Genomic DNA, 18,934 nt, shown 5'->3' with positions numbered 1-18,934 from the left:
CGGATCTTCCTGTCCGAGTGGGCGGAGTTGTATGCCGACCCGGAGTGTGAGCTGCCGCCGATCGATGTGTCGTTCCGGGACTACTGCCTGGCCGTCGAGGCCGCCGGCGAGGACGAAAGGGCTCGGGCGTACTGGCTGGCCAGGCTCGACACCCTGCCCACAGCTCCCGAACTCCCCCTCCTCGGTCCGCAGCAGGGAGAGCGGACACGGTTCGTACGACGGACGCACACGGTGTCCCGGGAGCGGTGGGCTCGGCTGAAGGAAGGGGCACAGGCGCGGGGTGTGACGCCGTCGGCGTTGCTGTGTGCGGCGTATGCGGAGGCACTGGCGTTGTGGGCGAAGGAGCCGCGCTTCACGCTGAACGTGACGATCGGCGACCGGCTGCCGCTGCACCCGCATGTGGAGCGGCTGATCGGTGACTTCACCAACCTCGTCCTCCTCGAAGTCGACACAGCCTGTGAGAGTTCCTTCGAGGCCCGTGCGCGGGCCCTCCAGCGGCAGCTCTTCCAGGACCTCGAGCACCGGGCGTTCGGCGGGATCCGCGTGATCCGTGAGTTGGCGCGCGAACACGGCCCGGCCCACGCTTCGATGCCGGTCGTCTTCACGAGCGTGCTCGGCCACGAGATGCCGGGCGGCTCCGACGGAGTGCTCCCCGGGCTCGGCAGGCTGCTCGACGGTGTCTCCCAGACACCCCAGGTCCATCTCGACTGCCAGGTCCTCGAGATCGCCGGGGAGTTGCTGATCAGCTGGGACGCGGTGGAGGCGCTGTTCCCGAAGGGGGTGCTGGATGCCGCCTTCGATGCGTACGTGTCCTTGGTCGAGGCCCTGGGCGATGACGAAGCCGCCTGGACCCGGGTCTGCCCGGTGACCACTCCGGCCGAGCACGCGGCGGTGGTGGCGGGGGTGAACGCCACCGCGCGTTCGCTTCCGGTGGGGTTGTTGCATGAGCCGTTCTTCGAGCGGGCGGCGTCGGTGCCGGATGAGCCTGCGGTGATCTGGTCGTCCGGGCGGTTGTCGTACGGGGAGTTGGCCGGGTGCGCTGGCTGGGTGGCGGACCGGTTGGGGGAGTTGGGAGTGCGGCCCGGGGAGCGGGTCGTGGTCTCGATGCGGAAGGGGTGGGAGCAGGTCGCGGCGGTGCTGGGAGTGCTGCGGGCCGGGTGTGTGTATGTGCCCGTCGACCCCGGACTCCCTGCCGAGCGGGTCGGGTTCCTGATTGAGCACACCGAGGCCCGTGTTGTGCTGACGCAGCCCGGCCTGGTGGAAGGGCCGTGGCCGGCGGGGGTGACGGCGGTGGCGGTCACCACACAGGGTGCCGGGCTCGGGCCGGGCAGTCATACCGGTCAGCGGGCGGCGACAGACCTGGCCTACGTCATTTTCACCTCTGGTTCGACGGGTGTGCCGAAGGGGGTGATGATCGATCACCGGGGTGCGCGGAACACGATCGAGGACATCAACGAGCGCATCGGGCTGACAGCCGAGGATCGTGTGCTGGCGGTGTCGAGCCTGAGTTTCGACCTGTCGGTGTGGGATGTGTTCGGCACGCTTGCGATGGGTGCGGCGCTGGTGGTGCCGGATCCGGGGTCGGAGCGTGACCCGCGGCACTGGGGTGAGCTCGTCGACACCCACGGCGTGACGGTCTGGAACTCCGTCCCCGCGCTGTTCGAGCTCTACGCCGAGCACCGGGCGCAACACGAGCCCCGGGCCGGGCTGCGGGTGGCGATGCTGTCGGGTGACTGGATTCCGTTGTCATTGCCGGAGCGGGCGTGGGAGATGTTCCCTGGTGTCCGAGTGGTGAGTCTGGGTGGGGCGACGGAGGCGTCGATCTGGTCGATCCACCACCCGGTCACCGAGGTGGACCCGAGCTGGGCGAGCATTCCGTACGGGACGGCGCTCGCGAACCAGACGATGTACGTGCTGGACGGCCGGCTGCGGGTGCGGCCGCCGTATGCGACGGGTGGGATCTTCATCGGCGGTGTGGGGACGGCGCTGGGGTACTGGAAGGACGCGGAGAAGACGGCGCGGTCCTTCATCGTGCATCCCGAGACCGGGGAGCGGCTGTATCGGACCGGGGATCTGGGGCGGTTCTGGCCGGACGGGACGATCGAGTTTCTCGGGCGTGAGGACCAGCAGGTCAAGGTCAACGGGTATCGGATCGAGTTGGGGGAGATCGACGCGGCGCTGGCCGCCCACCCGAACGTCACCGCCGCCGTGACCGTCACCGACACCACCGGGCAGGGCGGTAGGCGGCTGGTGTCCTACGTGACGCTGGACGCCGCCGTGGACACCGGCGCACTGCGGGAGTGGCTGCAGGCCAAGATCCCCTCGTACATGGTGCCGCCGGTGCTGGTGGTGCTGGAGGAGATGCCGCTGACCGGGAACGGCAAGGTCGACCGCAAGGCCCTGCCCGCCCCTTCCCGGACGCAGACCGCGGCTGTCCACACACCGGCGGCCACCCCCGTCGAGCACGCACTCGTCCAGGTCTGGTCGGAGCTGCTCAACCCGTCCGAGCCGCTGTCCACCACGGTGAATCTCTTCGAACTCGGTGCTGACTCCCTGCTCGCCCTGCGCGCCACCGCGGCCGCCGACCGGCACGGACTGCGCCTCCAACTCGCCGACGTCTTCGCCCACCCCACCATCACCGGACAAGCGCTGGTCGCGGACTCGGCATCGGTCGGCTCCACGCAGGACGACCCGGTCGGGCCGACCGGAATGACGCCTTCGCAGCACTGGTTCCTCTCCCAGGACCTGCCACGCCGCCATCACTGGAACGACGCCTCCTTCCTGCTGGCACTGCAGCGACCGCTCGACCCAGCCGTGCTGGCCCGGGCACTCGGCCGTGTCCTCGAGCACCATGACGCGCTGCGGCTGCGCTTCGCCCAGGACGCCGACGGCGGCTGGACGGCGCACGTGGCGCCACCGGACGAGGCGGACCAACTGCCCTTCACCGTTCACGACCTGTCGCACCTGGACAGCCGGGCTCAGAAGAAGCACAGTGTCGAGATCAGCGACGAGCTCCAGGCCAGCCTCGACCTCGGCAGTGGACCGCTGCTGCGCATGGCCTACTTCGACATGGGGGACCGGCCGCACTGCCTGCTGTTCCTCGCGCACTGGCTGGCCGTCGACCACTACTCGGGCCGCATCCTCCTGGAGGACCTGCTCGGCTGCTACGCCGACCTGGAGGCCGGTGGTGAGGGGGCGCTGCCGCCGCGCACGACGTCGTTCCGAGCCTGGACCCGCGGGCTCACCGAGTACGCGAACTCCCCGGAGGTGACGGCCGAGTCCGGCCACTGGGCGAGTGAGGCCCGCCGGAATCCCACGCCCTTCCCCGTGGACAGCACGGAGGGCCCCAACTCGCTGGAATCACTGGAGAACGTCACCGTGCGCGTCGACCGCGACGTGACCGATGCGCTGGTGCACCTGCTTCCCCGGCACATCAGGGCAGACCTGTCCGAAGTCCTGTGCTCCGCGGCGCTGCGCGCCCTGCACACCGCGTACCCGGACGACGGCGGTACGCGTTCGGTGCTTGTCGACCTGGAGCGGCACGGCCGCGACCTCCCGGTGCCGGGTGCCAACGTCAGCCGCACCGTGGGCCGCTTCTCCACGCTGGTACCCGTGCTGTTCGAGCACGACCCCGCCCTGCCGGCCGACGAGGCGCTGCACCGGGTGCGCGACCAGGTCGGCGCACTGCCGGGCCGGGGGGCCGGGCACGGACTGCTGACGTACCTGTCCAGCCGACCCGAGGCCAAGGCGCTGCGCGGGCTGCCCGTATCGCAGATCGGCGTGAACTACCTCGGCCAGGTCGACGAGGTGTTCCTGCGCAGCGACCTGCTGAGCGTGCCGCGCATGGCCTACGGCAGGCAGCGCAGCGACACCGGCACCCGGTTCCGGGCCATCGACGTGATCGGGTTCGTGGTCGCGGGCCGGCTCAACCTCACGGTGGGCTTCAGCACCAACCGGCACTCCGCCGCGACGCGCAAGGCGTTCACGGCGGCCCTCGTGGATGAACTCGGCCGACTCGCACAGTGGGCACGGCAGTTCGAGGACTGAGCGCACGCCAGTGTGCCCGGGGACGAACCCGTCCCCGGGCACACGCATGTGCGCGGGCACCCCCTACGCATTGAGCAGCAGTGTCAGCCCACCCAGCGTGAAGGCGATCATCACCACGAACAACGGCACCTGCGGCAAAACCTTGTGCCCGCTCGGCAGCGCGCCCACGGCGGAGTCATGAGCCGCGATCACGCCGAAGACATGCCCGGTGACGACGGACACCACCTGCAGGAGCGACAGAACGATCGCCGGCGGCAGCGCGTAGGCCGTGGCTGTTGCGCCGCCGTGGTGGGCGGTGAGCGGTTCACCCGAGACGAAGAAGACGTCGACGAACCGCTGCGCCTCCACCATCAGCACCGAGGCGTAGTGCGCGAACACGTAGCCCACCGCGACCGGCACGAGGGACGGTGCCATCAGACCGGTGCCCCAGGAGGCACCGCGCGACAGGCGCCGCGCGGCCCATGCGCAGAGCCGCAGCAGGCCCAGCACCAGCAGGGCCGCCCCGAGCAGCCCGGCCGTGCGCGTCGGCGACTCGGGCAGCCCGTCGCTCACCGCCTTCCAGGCGTCCGTGTTGGCGAAGCCGTCGAACGCGGTCAGCGCCAGCATCACCGACACCAGCGCGGTCAGCCCGGGTTCGTCGCGCACCCCGGCCAGCCCGTTGAACGGGTTGCGCAGGACCAGGCGCCGGTCGCCGTCCGAGGAGCGGCCCAGCGGAGACATGGCGGCGATGAGTGAGGAGTACACCTCGAAGGTGTCACCGCGCTCGAACCAGCGCGATCCGTACACCATGGCGGCGATCAGCTGCACCGCTCCGTACAGCCACAGCCACAGCAGCACGGTGGACGTGGACTCGCGCGCCGGCGCAGCGAGTTCGAGCCACCCGAAGCAGAGCAGGCCGACGGCGGCGGGCCACACACCGACACGCTTCGGCAGCCGGCGCAGCCCCTCGTCGGGCGGGACGCGTGTCAGCGCACAGACCGCCTCGTGCACGGAGCGCAGCGGGTTCAGCAGCCGCCAGACGGGCCCCAGCAGCAGGGAGGCAGGCACGAGTCCCACCCAGAACAACACGTAGACCATGCCGATTCCCAGTTCGTGACCGCCGTAGCCCGTCGTCAGCACGGTCAGCGTCAGCAGGGCCAGGGCCGCGCCCACCACCCGCAGGGTGCGGCGCAGCAGCGGGTGGTCGGCGGCCAGTGACAGCGGCTCCGGCATCCCCCGCCAGACCCGGCGCTCGTCGAAGCGGCGGTCCTGCCAGCGCAGACGCAGCGCGTCGAAGGACGCGTACAGGGCGGTTGCCCCGGCGATCAGCGCGTACGTACGGGGGATCGGGCCTGAACCATGCCCGACCACATGAGCGAGAGTGAGGGCTGAGACCATGAGCCCACCCTGGGCGCACCCGGCCGTGGCGGCCCAGACTCCGCGGGCCGCGCCTTCGGGTCCGGCAACGACGAAGCCCGGGGTACCCGATCGGGCCGTCCGATCGGACTGGCCGGTGTCGGATCACATCGTTACGGTTCACCGGTGCACGGTGGTCGTATGGAATCGACAGGTATGCGGGTGGCCGTCGGACAGCGGACCCCCGGCTCCCCTGGTACCGACCCGCTCGGCTGGCGAAGGTACCTGGCTTTCGCCGGCGTGGTGATCTACCTCTTCGGTCAGGCGTACGACACGTATTGGCACGCGAGGAACGTTTCCTTCATCGTGGAACCACCGAGTTCGCTGTGGACCATCCACCTCGGGATCTGGTTGGGCGCCGCCGTGACCGCGGCGGCCGGCGCGACACAGTTGCGGCTCTCCGGGTTCCGCGTGGCCGGCGTGCTGCTCGTCGTCGGAGGAGGCGTTGAACTCGCCGGCTTCTTCCTGGACATGTGGAAGCACTCACAGGAGACGTCGCTCGACTTCTACCACGACCTGGTGTGGTACGGATTCGGTGTGGTGGTGGTCGCCATGGTCCGGCTCGAAGCGATGCGCCGCAATCGTCTCGGTGCCGCACACCGCGTGAATCGCCCGGGACCGTGATGGCTCATGAACGGACGCGAAGCCGACAAGCTGACCAAGGCCCTGGGGCCGCTCGGTGCCGAACTCCTCACCGTGCTGTGGGAGGCCGATCGGCGCCTGACCGTACGTCAGATACTCGAGAAGGTCAACTGCGGGCGGTCGGAGCCCCTCGCCTACACCACGGTCATGACGGTCCTCAACCGGCTGAGCAAGCGCAATGTGCTGCACCGCACGGCTCAAGGCCGTGGTTTCGCGTATGAGGCGATCGTGCAGGACGCGGCCGAACTCGCCGTCCGCGATGTCATCCGGGACCACGGGGTCTCCGCGGTGGCCCACTTCATCGACCAGTGCCAGGCGGAGCCGCAGCTCCGGTCCCGCCTGATGAAGCTCGTGCGGACGGATTCCGACGACACCTGACAGCAGACGTGATGTATCGGTACGGGGGAGTGTTTCGAGGGTGCGGATTCGTAACGGCATAGCACGGACCCTCACCGCTCGGGCGGTGCTCGCCGTGTGTGCCCTGATCGGGCTGGTCTCGTTCGATGTGCTGATCTACATGCTGTTGCGGCTCTGGCGGCAGCGGCCGGAGGTCGGCCCGGGCCGGGGGGTCGCGGAGACGCTCAATGCCGTCGTCCTCGGCGCCGGAGCCGCGGTCGCGCTGGTGACCGTGACGGTGGCCGCCACGGTCGCCGTGCGTGGGCTCCTGGTCACCTGGCGGGCCGCCCGGTGGATCAACGAGCATGCCCATCCGCCCTGCGAACGGCTGTTGACGATCGCCCGGTATGTCGGCATTGGTGATAACGATGTCAGACTTGTCCAGCTCGACGTGGACAAACCCATCGCCGTCACGCATGGTCTGCTGCGGCCCGTGGTCGCCATCAGCACCGGCCTGACGCAGCGAACGACCGACGACGAACTGGCCGCGGTGCTCGGACACGAGCTGCACCACGCCCGGCGCCGGCATCCGCTGGGGCGGCTCGTCGTGGAGACGGTCGCCTCGACTCTGCGCTTCGTGCCGGGCCCGCGCGTGGTCGCACACCATGTGAAGACCCGTCAGGAGCTGTCTGCGGACCAGGCCGCGCTGGTCTTCGCCGCGCCCAGCGTTGTCGCAAGCGCCCTGGTGAAGTGCCTATCCGATTCCGGTCGGCCGGCCATCGGCACAGCAATGGGCGGTGACACCGCGCTGGCCGCCCGCGTCGAGCAGTTGGAGCACGGGGAGAAACGGTTCGCTAGATTTCTGCGCTGCTGTCACCTGCGCCGTTTGCTGCTGTGCGTCATTGTCCTGCTGGGACTGATCCTGTACTGCTGCGTGGCGGCCGTGATCGGAGAACAGTTCATGCCCTTCTGCTGACCCGCTGACCCGTTCCGCTGTCTCCCGCTCGCAGGGGAGACAGAGGAACGGGCCTCGGACGTGGTGTCCGTGCCGTCACGCCACGCGGGCGTCCGCGACAGTCAACGCCTCGTCGATCCTGGCCAGACCCTCCCGGGCGTCCTCCTCGCTGATGTTGCACGGAGGCGTGATGTTCAGCCGGTTGAGGTAGAACATCGCGTTCACCCCTCGCTGCATCAGCGCCCCCATCAGCTCCGCGCCCTGCGGCGTGAGCCGGTCCGGGGTGTCGTAGTTGACGTACATCTCCTTGGTCTTCTGGCTCTTCACCAGCTCCAGCGCCCAGATCGCGCCGATGCCGCGGACCTCGCCGACACAGGGGTGGCGCTCGGCCATCTTCGTCAGCTCCGGCTCGAAGACCTCGCGGCCCAGCCGCGCGGCGTGCTCCACGACGCCCTCGTCACCCATCGTGTCGATCGCCTCCACCGCCACGGCGCAGGCGAGCGCATGGCCCGAGTACGTCGTGCCACCGGGGTACGGCGTCTTGCTGAAGGTCTCGACGATCTCGTCCGAGACGACCACCCCCGACAGCGGTACATAGCCGGAGTTGACCCCCTTGGCGAAGGTCATCAGATCCGGGCGCACTCCCCAGTGATCGGAGGCGAACCAGGCGCCGGTGCGGCCGAAGCCGACCATGATCTCGTCCAGGATCAGCATGATCCCGTACCGGTCGCACAACTCCCGCACCCCGGCCAGATAGCCGTCCGGCGGGACGAGCACGCCACTGCTGGTGCCGCCGACCGGCTCCAGCACGATGGCGGCGATGGTGCGCGCCCCCTCCAGGACGATCACCTGCTCCAGGTGCTCCAGCGCCCGCGCGCACTCCTGCTCCTCGTTCTCGGAGTAGAACGCCGAGCGGTACAGGTACGGCGGGAAGAACCGGACCACTCCCGCCGTACCGGTGTCGTTGCGCCACCGGCGGGGATCCCCGGTGAGCTGGATCGCCGTCGAGGTGGCGCCGTGGAACGAATGGTGGGCGGCCAGCATCTTGAACCGTCCCGTGTGCAGCCGCGCGAGCCGCACGGCGTGCTCCACGGCCTCGGCGCCGCCGCTGGTGAACAGCACCCGGTTCAGGCCCTCGGGAGCCAGCTCCGCGATCTTGCGGGCGGCGGTGGCGCGCCGTTCCTCGGCGAAGTGCGGGGCGATGGTGCACAGCCGGTCGGCCTGGGCCTTGATCGCGGACACCAGCCGTGGATGCTGATGCCCGAGGTTGGCGTACACGAGCTGGGAGGAGAAGTCGAGATAGCGGTTGCCGGCGTAGTCCCAGAACCACGATCCCTCCGCTCCGGCCACCGGCAGAGCCATGTGCGTGCCCTGCTGCACCCAGCCGCGGAAGACATGTGCGGCGTCGTCGGCGGCGACCGCCTTGGCGGCTTCAAGTCCCATGCCTGTCTCGGAAGTTGTCATGCGTAGCACGGTAGGGCGGGGCCCTTCCTCCTCCCAGTTCCGTTCGGGCGAGCTAATCGGGTACCTGGTGCAGGTCACCGGTGCTTTCGGAGGGGCTCCCCGCCGGCGGCAGGAAGCGGAACGCTGCCGGGTCGGGACGGGCCGTCATCCGCTGGTAGAGCGTGCTGCGGTAGGGCCAGTTGTTGGTGAGCACCCCGTCCCCGGTCTTGAACCAACTGGTGCAGGAGCCGGCCCACACGGTGCCCGCGGAGCCGTCGTCGACCCGGCGCTGCCAGGTGTCCAGCGCGTCCTGCTCGGCCTCCATGCCCCAGCCGCCGTCGCCGTCGGCGGCCCGGGCGGCCAGCAGGGCCACGCAGCGGGCGACGTGGACCGCCTGCGCCTCCAGGGTGAGGATCACCGAGTTGTGTCCCAGGTTGGTGTTGGGCCCGTACATCAGGAACAGGTTCGGGAACCCGGGCACGTGGATGCCGAGGTAGGCGCGGGCCCCGCCTCGCCACACCTCCTGCAGGGCGAGCCCCCCGCGGCCGGTCACCGTCATGGGGGCGAGGAACTCCGTGGTGCGGAAACCGGTGGCGTAGACGATCGTGTCCACCTTGTGGTGGACGCCGTCGGCGGTCTCGATGCCCTTCTCCGTGACCCGTGCGACGGGCTCCGTGACCACCTCCACATGGTCGCGGGCGAGCGTCGGGTACCAGTCGGAGGACAGCACGACCCGTTTGCAGCCCACGGCGAAATCGGGCGTCAGCCGCGCGCGCAGCTCCGGGTCGGGGACGCCGGCCCGCAGATGGCGCAGGGCCATCGTGCGCAGCATGGCCCCGAGGAACCGGTTGCCCCGCAGCGCGGGCAGCAGCACCGCCTCCGAGCGGCGGAACAGCAACGAGCGGTAGGCGTGGTGGGCCGCCGGCACGGTGCGCAGCAGCAGCGACAGCGCTGGGTGGAACCGGGCGTTCGGTTTGGGCAGCACCCAGTTCGCCGTGCGTTGGAACACGTACAGCCGGTGCACCCGGTCGGCGATGGCCGGCACCACCTGCGCGGCGCTCGACCCGGTGCCGACGACCGCCACGGACCGCCCGTCGAGCGCGTGGGCGTGGTCCCAGCGGGCGGTGTGGAACGCGGTGCCCGCGAAGTCCTCCGAGCCCGGCAGCCGCGGTACGTTCGGGCGGTGCAACTGGCCCACGGCGGAGATCACCACCTCGGCGGTGTGCGCCTGCCCGTCCGCCGTGTGCAGGGTCCAGTGCCCACGGCAGTCGTCGTAGCGCACCGCGGTGATCTCCGTGCCGTACCGCACATGCCGGTCCACCCCGTGGTCCCGGGCGCAGGCGCGCAGGTACTCCAGCACCTCCGACTGCCCCGGGTAGCGGACCCGGCTGTCGCGATAGGGGGCGAACGCGTACGAGTACAGGTGCGAGGGGATGTCACAGCCCGCGCCGGGATAGGTGTTGTCCCGCCAGGTGCCGCCGAGGTCGCCGGCTTTCTCGTACACCGTGAACGACTCGATGCCCTGCCGCTTGAGCTGCACGGCGGCGGCCAGGCCGGCGAAACCGGCGCCGATCACCGCCACTCGCACGGACGCGCCCTGACGTCCCGTCATGGCTGGACGGGGCCCGTCTTGCGGTACACCGACACATGGGCCTGGCTCTCGGCGGTGAAGGCGCCACCCTCCCAGTCCGCGTACCGGTGCTCCAGGGTGAGTCCGGCCAGCCGGGCCATCAGGTCCAGCTCGCTCGGCCACACGTAGCGGAACCGCACGGTGTGCTCCCGCTCGGTGTCCGAGTCCTTGAGGCTGTAGTGCGGGTACATGTGCTGACGGACCGGGTCGTGGCGGGCGATGCCCAGGTTGAGGCTCGTGGCGCCGCTGCGCGCCACCTCCATCTGCTGCCCGCTCTGCCGAGCCATCTCGAAGCGCGCGGTGTCGGGCACGAAGCCCTGGAAGACGAAAGCGCCGCCGTCCGGGAGCAGAGCCGCCGCGCCGGCGAGGCAGCGTGTCTGATCCTCCTGGGTGGCCAGGCTGTAGAGGGTGTTGAAGACGACGTAGACCAAGCCGAAGGGGCCCTGCACGTCCGGTGCCACGAAGTCACCGTGCACCAGCGACACCGCGTCGCTGCCGGGCTTGCCGCGCAGTCCGTCCAGCATCTCCTCGGAGGCGTCGATTCCGGTGACGTCCACGCCACGGGCGGCCAGCGGCAGCGCCACGCGCCCGGTGCCGACGCCTAGTTCGAGTACGCGCTGCTCCCCGGTGTCCTTCGCGACGTGCTCCGCGAGGTCGGCGAGGAAACGCACGGTAGGCTCGGTGTCCTCCTGGAGGCGGACGATCCAGTTGTCGTAGATGTCGGCGAGTTCCTCGCCGTAGCTGGTGGGGCCGTAGTTCTCCTGAGTGGTCATGCCGGGAGTCAACCTCCGAGGAGAGAAGGGGGCCAGGCCCCATCGGCCTGGCCGTCGGGGGAGGGTGGAGCGGTCAGTCCGCCGACAGGCGGACGGCGAGCCGGGCGAACGGCCGGAAGGGGATCCAGGCGAAGGCCCGGACCAGATCGTGTTCCACCGCGGCGCCGGCGAACTGGGGGGCCGTGGCCACGGCCCCGGTCGGCAGGGTGGCCGTCACCGAGCGGAAGTCGTAGACCACGAAGCGGCCGCCGGGCCGCAGCACCCGGGCCACTTCGCCGATGGCGCCGGGGACGTCGTCCCAGTGGTGCATGCTGAGGGTCGTGACGACCAGGTCCATCGTGCGGTCTTCCAACGGCAGGTGCGCCGCGTCGCCGAGATGCACGCTGACGCGGTCGTCCAGCCCCTGGGCAGCCGCCTTGTGACGGGCCCGGCGCACCATCGAGGGAGCGATGTCGAGCCCGTGCAGCGCCAGGTCCGGGCGCCTGCGGGCGGCGGCGAGCAGTAGGTGCCCCGGCCCGGTGCCGATGTCGAGGACGGCGCCGCCCGCAGGCACGGTCGCGGTTTCGGTGGCGGCCCTGCGGTACAGCCCGCCGAGCAGCCGTCCGGAGAGCCGGTCGTACCAGACGCTGCTCATGCCCATCCCGCCGGGTTCCCGGTGGGCGTGGCGGTGAACGGGAGCGAGGCGCATGAGGCCGCGGTGTGCCGCGTTCAGCGGACGGCGCATGTCGATTGTCTCCGGTGCGTGGTGGCGGTGAGGAGAGGCTTGTCGTGCGGCCTCTCCTCACCTGTGGGCAACAGTCGGCTTTCCGAAAGGGGATCAGGCGGTGGAGGGTTCGGCCTCGGTGTCCGGCTTCTCCTGGGCGGGGCCCGCGTCGACGCGGGGCACCAGAGCCAGTAGCAGAAGCAGCAGCACGGCCAGCGGCACGCCCCAGACGAACACGTCCGGGATCGCTTCGGCGGTGGCGGCAGGGGACACCGGGCCGTCGCCGACCTTGCGGGCCAGCAGGTTGCCGAAGAGCGCCACACCCACGGCCATGCCGAGTCCCCGGATGGAGAGATTGGCCGCCGTGGTCGCCGCGAGGTCGGGCGGCGCGGCCGCGTTCTGCGACACCACCACGAGGTTCTGCATCAGCAGCCCGAATCCGGCGCCGAGGACCACCATGGCCCCCGCCGCGTAGAGGTAGTCCCGGTCCGGGTCGATCGTGGCCAGCAACACGAACGCCCCGATCAGCACCACCGCGCCGGTCAGCAGGTACGGCTTGAACCGCCCGCTCTTGCCGGCCTTGCCGCCCGCGACCGCCGACACGACGATGAACGGGATGAAGTACGGGATCAGGGCGAGCCCGGCACGGGTGGCGCTCCAGTCGTACGCGGTCTGCAGGAAGGTCGGCATGAACACCACCGACCCGTACAGCAGCATGCCGAGGACGGCTGTGGCGGGAAGGATCAGGCGCAGTGCGGGATTGGCGAACAGCCGCATCGGCAGCAGCGGGTTGGCGGCACGCTTCTCCCACTGGACGAACGCCGTGAACAGCGCGACGCACGCCACAGCGAGACCGATGATCTGGACGGAGCCCCAGTCGTAGTCGCGACCGCCCCACTCGGTCACCAGCAGCAGGCTCACCACGGCGGCGACCACCAGGACCGCTCCGGGGTAGTCGACACGGTCTGTCGCGCCGGCCCGCGGCAGCCGCAGCGCGACGGCGCACAGCGCGACGCACAGCACGCCGATGGGTACGTTGATGTAGAAGATCCAGCGCCAGCCGGACCCGTCGGTGATGGCTCCGCCGACCAGCGGCCCGCCGACGCTGGCGAGCGCGAACACCGCGCCCGTGAAGCCCTGCACCTTACCGCGCAGATGCTGCGGATACAGCTCCGACAGGGCGACGGTGGGGATCACGAACAGCGCGCCGGCGCCGATTCCCTGAACCACGCGGGCGGCGATCAGTTGCGGCATCGACTGCGCCATGCCGCACAACAGCGAGGAGACGGTGAACAGCACGACGGCGACGATGAACACCTCACGCCGTCCGTAGCGGTCGCTGATCCGGCCGTAGAAGGTGCCGGTCGCCGTGGACGCCAGCACGTACGCGGTAACCACCCAGCTGAAGCTCCCGGCACCGCCGATGTCAGCGGTGATCTCCGGCAGCGCGATGGCCACGACGGTCTGGTCGAGCACGGACAGCAGCATGCCGAGGACCAGCGCGATCGAGGCGAGCGGTACGTTGCTGCGGTTGGTCCGTTCCTGGCCGGAGGTGTCGCGGGTGGACTCTTCCGGCCCAACGGGAATGCTCTCGGTCATGCGCTCTCACGCCCTCCCGGACGCGAACGGGTTGGGCAGCTTGAACTCGGCGCTGAGCAGGTCCTGGTCGATGATCGCCCCGGCCACCGTGCCGCTGGCGGCTGCCGCGATCACCGCGGCCATGGGGGCGGGCACCGTGGCGCGGCGCGCCATGTCGCCGGCGGCGTAGACGCCGGGCACGCTCGTCTGCGCGAACTCGTTCACCTCGACGCTGGCGTCGGGGAACGTGGCGCAGCCCAGGAGCTGGGCGAAGGGGGCACGCTGGTGCAGCACGGTCTTGATGAAGACGGCGTCCCGCTCCAGCGTTCCGCCGCCCTCGAAGGCGATGTGGCGCAGTTGGCCCGTCTCACCGACCAGCGCGGTCACCGGCTCCGGCCGTACTGTGACGTCATTGGTCTCCAGCACGTTCTGGAGCATCGGCTCCAGCGGCTCACCGCCCGTGCACAGCACCATGTCGGCGGCGAAGCGGCTCAGTTGGAGGGCGAGCCTGACTCGCTCGGGGCCGGTGCCGAGTACCGCGACGTTCTTGCCCGTGACCTCGTATCCATGGCAGTACGGGCAGTGGAAGGCCGACTTGCCCCACAGCTCGGCGGCGCCGGGCACGGGAGGCATCTCGTCCCGCAGCCCGGTGGCGAGCAGCAGTCGGCGGGACTCCGCCACGGTGCCGTCCGCCAAGGTCGCCTCGAAGTGCTCATCGGTCAGTCGGCGCACGGAGTCCACCGCCACGGAACGCACTTCCACGTGCGGGTAGGCGGCCAGGTTCTCCCGGCCCAGTTCACGGAGGGCAGCGGGCGAAGTGCCCTCGCGGGTCAGGAAGTTGTGCATTGCCTCGGCCGGCGCGTTGCGTCCGTCATCACTGTCGGCCAGTAGCACCGTGTGATGAGTCCGGCCCAGGGTCAGTGCCGCCGACATCCCGGCAGGGCCTCCGCCGATAATGATGACGTCCTTCATGTCCATGTCCTGTGTCCGCTCCCGTCGTGTCGTGTGACGTGTCCGATCGGCTTGACCTGGGCCCAACTCTGCAAGTTAATGTCAACATGAAGTCAAGTGACGCGGAGTCGATGATGACCATCGGCGAACTCGCCGAACGGTTCGATCTGCGCCCCCACGTGCTGAGGCACTGGGAGTCCAGCGGACTGCTGTCCCCCGCCGAGCGGGTGAACGGCAGGCGCCGTTACACCAAGCGCCATATCGCCCGAGTCGCGATGATCGTTCGGGGCAAGGCCGCGGGCTTCAGCCTCGAACAGCTTCGCGACGTCCTCGACGCACGGAACGCCGACGCCCGCCAGGCCCTGCTGAGCGCCCACTACGAGGACCTGGAGCGGCGCATCCGGGAGATCGAGGCGTCGCGCACGCTGATCGAGCACGCGATGAGCTGCCGCGCGCACGACTTCACCGAGTGCCCCGGCTTCAGCCGGCTGGTGGAGTCGCTGAACGAGGGAACCGAGGCCGCGCGGGCGCACTCGGTGGAACTGCGCGGGCACGCCCACTGACGTCAGCCGCCCCGGCGGCCGACGCGAGGGGTTCTCCTGCTCGCGGAGTTTCACCGAGCGCCTGCCCGGGTCCCGCGGCCCGGGCCGCTTCCACGGACACCGGGACGTCAGGCCTTACCGGACCCCCGAGAACGACACCCGCATCCGTTCCGGGCCCCGGAGAATCACGTGCGGGCGGTACTCCAGGGACTCCGTCACCACCTGCGGGTCCTCCACCCGGGAGAAGAAAGCCTGCAGCGCGAGGGCCGCCTCCAGCTTGCCCAGGTTCGCGCCCAGGCAGCGGTGCACTCCGCTGGAGAACGACAGGTGGTCGAGCCGTCGACCGGAGGCCCGGGTGATGTCGAAGCGGTCGGGGTCGTCGAAGACCTCGGGGTCGCGGTTGGCTGCCGCCGCCAGCAGCAACACATCCATGCCCGCCGGGATCTCGAAGTCGTCCAGCCGGATGGCTTCCTTCGCCATCCGGTGCAGGATCTGCACCGACGGCTCGAACCGGAGGATCTCCTCCACCGCCGGGAACGCGAGGGAGGGGTCCTCCCGCAGCAGAGCCAGCTGGTCCGGGTGGCGCAGCAGGGTGAGGATGCCGTGCGAGATCAGGTTGGCGGTGGTCTCGTGCCCGGCCATCACCAGCAGCGCCAGCGTGGCGAGCAGCTCCTTCTCGGAGAGCCGGTCACCCTCCTCCTCGGCCTGCACCAGACGCGCCAGCAGCCCCTCGCCACGGGCGCCGCCGGACGCGATCAGGTCGCGGAAGTACTGGTAGAACGCGGCCCGGGTCTCGGTGTCCTCCTTGTCGATCTCCGGCGTCCGGTTCGCCGCCATCAGCGGGTCGAGCGCCCGCCCCAGCACCGTGGACCAGGTGCCGAAGATCTTGTGGTCCTCCGGCGGGACCCCGAGCATCTCGCAGATCACCCGCACCGGGACGGGATAGGAGAACACGCTCGGGATGTCGACGGGCGAGCCGGCCCGGGCCACCTGGTCCACCAGGTCGTCGACGATCTCCCTGATCCGGCCCTCCAGGCTCTGCACCATGCGCGGCGTGAACGCCTGGGTGACCAGGCCCCGCAGCCGGGTGTGGTCGGGAGGGTCGAGAAAGGTCATGACCTCCTTGCGTGACTCGACCGCATCCGTACTGAGAATCCTGGACTTGCCGCGGTCGGCGCTGGCCAACGGGGAGCGCAGCACGGTTTCCACGTCCTTGTGCCGGCCCAGCACCAGTAGCGCGCCGTCCATCGCGTAGAAGGGCGACGCCTCACGCATCAGGCGCAGCACGGGATACGGGTCGGGGCGGTTCGCCGGGTCGAAGAAAGTGATCAGATGCTCTTCCGGGCTCCGCGTGGTGGAAGCCGTCGTCGTCTCCGTCATGGGCCGAGGATCCGGCCACCGCCCGTCGTCCGACCAGCCGCCGACGCCGTGGTCGTTCGGGCACCTCGCATACACCCTCCAAAGGGCACTACCCCCGTGCGCGCCCAGCCCCGAGGGTAGCCAGCCATGGGAACCGAACCGCTCACCCCCGTGACCGCGATGACCACGTACGCGGCACCGCCGCCGCGGGGAGCAGCTTTCGACGCCTGGCGTACCTGGGAGAGCCGGGACGGTGCGGACGGAGTCGTCGCGGCGGGCATCCTGGCGGCCAACGCCCGCAATGTCCAGCCGTGGCGGTTCACCGTCGGCGACCACTCCAGCCGGATCGACGTGTACGCCGACCTCACCCGTCGGCAGGGCGCACTCGACCCGTTCGACCGCGAACTCTACGTGGGACTCGGCTGCGCCCTGGAGAACATGGTGCTCGCCGCTCGGGCCCGCGGACACGAACCCGAGCTGGACCTGATGCCCGACCCGGCCCGGCCCGAGCACGCGGGGGTCCTGCGACTCACCTCCGGTGAGCGAGTCCCCTCCGAGCTGTACGACGCCATACCGCACCGTCGCACCAACCGTGGCCCGTTCCTGCGCCAGTCGCTGCCCCGGCCACTGCTCGACGAGATCGCCGCGCTCGCCGGTCACGAGCCGGGCGGCCCCGCCCTGCTCTGGTTCGCCGACGACGGGGAACGGGCCCGGGTCGCGCAGCTCCTCGTCGAGGCCACCGAGGCCGTCATCGCCGACGAGGGCCAGTCGCTCGCCGGCCACCGCTGGTACCGGGGCACCGACCGCGAGATCGAGCGCAGCCGTGACGGGATGACCGTGGACACCCAGGGCATGCCGCCCCTGATGAGCACGTTGGGCAAGCGGCTGCCCGCGCCCTCGCGGCGCACGGCCGACCGGTTCTGGCTGCGCAACACACGCAACGTGCACGTGGCCACGGCCGCCGCCTTCGGAATGATCACCGTGACCGACGCCGACGACAGGGTGCAACGGATGCGCGGCGGGCGGCTGCTCCAGCGCGTCCACCTGTTCGCCACCACCAGGGGGCTGGCCGTCGGCCACCTCAACATGATGACCGTCCGCGCCGACCGAGAACGCGAACTGGGCCTTCCGCCGCGCTTCGGCAAGGCGCTGGAGGAACTGGTCGGCGACCCCGGCAGACAGGCACTCGTCACGTTCCGCATCGGTCGTCCGGGGCGTGCCGCGGGCACGAGCCCCCGGCGGCCAGTCGCCACCGTCCTCGGTACCGACGCCGGGTGATGCGGGGCTCCCTACCCACCGTACGGCGGACTCGCTCCGCCACCATGCCGAGGAGGCAGAGACCACCATGTACGACGCGATAGTCGTCGGTGCCCGGGTCGCCGGAGCGACCTCGGCCATGCTGCTCGCGCGGGCCGGCCACCGGGTCCTGCTGCTCGACCGGGCGACCTTCCCCAGCGACACCATGTCCACCCACTACGTGCACCAGCCCGCCATCGCCCGGCTCGCCCGATGGGGCCTGCTCGACCGCCTCGTCGCCACCGGCTGCCCGCCGCTCGACGTGGCCCGGTGGACGCTTCAGGACGTCAGCATCACCGGTTGCGCACCGGCCGTCGATGGCATCAGGACCGCCTACGGGCCCCGCCGTTACGTGCTCGACCACCTCCTGGTGACCGCCGCCACCGAAGCAGGCGCCGAGATGCGCGAACGCGCGAACGTCACCGGGCTCGTGTGGGACGGCGACCGGGCCACCGGTGTACGCGTCAAGAGCGCGGACGGCCGGGAGACCATCGAGCGGGCCGCCGTGGTGATCGGCGCGGACGGCATCGACTCGCTGGTGGCCCGGGAGGCGGGCGCCCGCAGGTACGAGGAAGCCCCCACCCTCAACTGCCTCTACTACACGTACTGGAACGGCCTCAAGGCCGACTACGAGGTCTACGTCCGTGGCCGGCGCGCCATCGGGGTGGTACCCACGCACGACGACAATGTCATGATCGGCATTCAGTGGCCGCGTGCTCTGTTCGACAGCGTGCGCGGCAACATCGAGAGCTCCTACCTGAAGGCCCTCGAGGACACCGCACCCGAACTCGCCCAGCGTGTCCGGGAGTCGGAGCGTGCGGCCCGGTTCACCGGCACCGGTCGGCTGCCGAACTTCTTCCGCCGGGCTTCCGGACCGGGGTGGGCGCTGGTCGGAGACTCCGGCTTCCACAAGGACCCCGTGGGTGCCTTCGGCATCAGCGACGCACTCCGGCACGCCGACCTCCTCGCCGGGCTGCTCAACCCCGCTCTCGGCGGCGAACGTCCGGTCGACCAGGCGCTCGCGGACTTCGCCGAGCAGCGCGACGAGGACGCCATGCCCGAGTACTTCTTCAACCTCCAGGCGGCCCAACTCGAACCGATGCCCGAGCTGCTGAACGTGCTGCGGGTGATCCAGGACGACCAGGAGCAGATCGACCGGTTCTTCGGCCTCATCGCCGGCAGCTACACATGGGACGTCTTCTTCACCCCCGACCTCATCGAGCGCGCCGCGGCCCTCGCCGCCCAGGACGCCTGACCACCGCATTCGTCGTACCGCACCCACGA

Annotated in this window: 15 protein-coding genes; 7 read left to right on the top strand and 8 right to left on the bottom strand. The window is 70.3% G+C overall.

What is annotated here, in order from left to right; genetic code table 11:
• Nucleotides 1-4,047 (top strand): non-ribosomal peptide synthetase (locus ABT063_RS33330; protein ID WP_351063567.1); only part of this gene is annotated, 4,047 nt, incomplete at its 5' end.
• A 63-nt stretch (nucleotides 4,048-4,110) separates the two neighbouring features.
• On the opposite strand, the gene ABT063_RS33325 is transcribed toward ABT063_RS33330, so the two are convergent.
• Nucleotides 4,111-5,424 (bottom strand): hypothetical protein, encoded by a 1,314-nt coding sequence (locus ABT063_RS33325; RefSeq protein ID WP_351063566.1) that lies wholly within the window; start codon nucleotides 5,422-5,424, stop codon nucleotides 4,111-4,113.
• 159 nt (nucleotides 5,425-5,583) lie between these two features.
• Between ABT063_RS33325 and ABT063_RS33320 the strand changes: the two genes are divergently transcribed.
• From ABT063_RS33320 to ABT063_RS33310, 3 genes are read left to right on the top strand one after another with little or no spacing between them, the layout of a single operon-like run.
• A complete protein-coding gene (locus ABT063_RS33320; RefSeq protein ID WP_351063565.1) occupies nucleotides 5,584-6,066 on the top strand; it encodes a hypothetical protein in 483 nt (160 codons plus the stop codon).
• A gap of 6 nt (nucleotides 6,067-6,072) precedes the next feature.
• Nucleotides 6,073-6,462, top strand: a complete 390-nt coding sequence (locus tag ABT063_RS33315) for a BlaI/MecI/CopY family transcriptional regulator (protein WP_351063564.1) — start codon at nucleotides 6,073-6,075, stop codon at nucleotides 6,460-6,462.
• A gap of 40 nt (nucleotides 6,463-6,502) precedes the next feature.
• Entirely contained in the window at nucleotides 6,503-7,396 is an 894-nt protein-coding gene (locus ABT063_RS33310; protein WP_351063563.1) for a M56 family metallopeptidase, read from the top strand.
• Between the two features lie 75 nt (nucleotides 7,397-7,471).
• On the opposite strand, the gene ABT063_RS33305 is transcribed toward ABT063_RS33310, so the two are convergent.
• The 6 genes from ABT063_RS33305 to ABT063_RS33280 all read right to left on the bottom strand — a co-directional run bounded on the left by ABT063_RS33305 (nucleotide 7,472) and on the right by ABT063_RS33280 (nucleotide 14,474).
• Nucleotides 7,472-8,839 (bottom strand): aminotransferase class III-fold pyridoxal phosphate-dependent enzyme, encoded by a 1,368-nt coding sequence (locus tag ABT063_RS33305; protein ID WP_351063562.1) that lies wholly within the window; start codon nucleotides 8,837-8,839, stop codon nucleotides 7,472-7,474.
• A gap of 52 nt (nucleotides 8,840-8,891) precedes the next feature.
• Nucleotides 8,892-10,430 carry a flavin-containing monooxygenase gene (locus ABT063_RS33300; RefSeq protein ID WP_351063561.1) on the bottom strand — a complete coding sequence of 513 codons (1,539 nt, stop codon included), beginning with the start codon at nucleotides 10,428-10,430 and terminating at the stop codon, nucleotides 8,892-8,894.
• Entirely contained in the window at nucleotides 10,427-11,221 is a 795-nt protein-coding gene (locus ABT063_RS33295) for a class I SAM-dependent DNA methyltransferase (RefSeq protein WP_351063559.1), read from the bottom strand. Before ABT063_RS33295 ends, ABT063_RS33300 begins: the two co-directional genes overlap by 4 nt.
• 73 nt (nucleotides 11,222-11,294) lie before the next feature.
• Nucleotides 11,295-11,945, bottom strand: a complete 651-nt coding sequence (locus ABT063_RS33290) for a class I SAM-dependent methyltransferase (protein WP_351063558.1) — start codon at nucleotides 11,943-11,945, stop codon at nucleotides 11,295-11,297.
• A gap of 93 nt (nucleotides 11,946-12,038) precedes the next feature.
• The gene (locus ABT063_RS33285) at nucleotides 12,039-13,523 is read right to left on the bottom strand and encodes an MDR family MFS transporter (RefSeq protein ID WP_351063556.1); all 1,485 of its coding nucleotides are present in this window, start codon (nucleotides 13,521-13,523) and stop codon (nucleotides 12,039-12,041) included.
• Between the two features lie 6 nt (nucleotides 13,524-13,529).
• Complete coding sequence (locus tag ABT063_RS33280) at nucleotides 13,530-14,474, bottom strand: NAD(P)/FAD-dependent oxidoreductase (protein WP_351063555.1); 945 nt, start codon at nucleotides 14,472-14,474, stop codon at nucleotides 13,530-13,532.
• A gap of 86 nt (nucleotides 14,475-14,560) precedes the next feature.
• On the opposite strand from ABT063_RS33280, the gene ABT063_RS33275 reads away from it, so the two are divergent.
• Entirely contained in the window at nucleotides 14,561-15,016 is a 456-nt protein-coding gene (locus ABT063_RS33275) for a helix-turn-helix domain-containing protein (RefSeq protein WP_351063554.1), read from the top strand.
• A gap of 114 nt (nucleotides 15,017-15,130) precedes the next feature.
• Here ABT063_RS33275 and ABT063_RS33270 read toward each other — a convergent pair whose 3' ends face one another.
• On the bottom strand, nucleotides 15,131-16,375 hold the full coding sequence (locus ABT063_RS33270) for a cytochrome P450 (RefSeq protein ID WP_351063552.1): 1,245 nt from the start codon (nucleotides 16,373-16,375) through the stop codon (nucleotides 15,131-15,133).
• Between the two features lie 126 nt (nucleotides 16,376-16,501).
• Here ABT063_RS33270 and ABT063_RS33265 point away from each other — a divergent pair, with 126 nt between their 5' ends.
• Entirely contained in the window at nucleotides 16,502-17,632 is a 1,131-nt protein-coding gene (locus ABT063_RS33265; protein ID WP_351063551.1) for an Acg family FMN-binding oxidoreductase, read from the top strand.
• Nucleotides 17,633-17,699: 67 nt separating this feature from the next.
• Complete coding sequence (locus ABT063_RS33260) at nucleotides 17,700-18,905, top strand: NAD(P)/FAD-dependent oxidoreductase (RefSeq protein WP_351063550.1); 1,206 nt, start codon at nucleotides 17,700-17,702, stop codon at nucleotides 18,903-18,905.
• Nucleotides 18,906-18,934 lie beyond the last annotated feature (29 nt).

It is taken from the genome of Streptomyces sp. NPDC002838, from assembly GCF_040295365.1.
Classification (GTDB): domain Bacteria; phylum Actinomycetota; class Actinomycetes; order Streptomycetales; family Streptomycetaceae; genus Streptomyces.
This window is presented reverse-complemented; position numbering and strand designations above follow the sequence as displayed.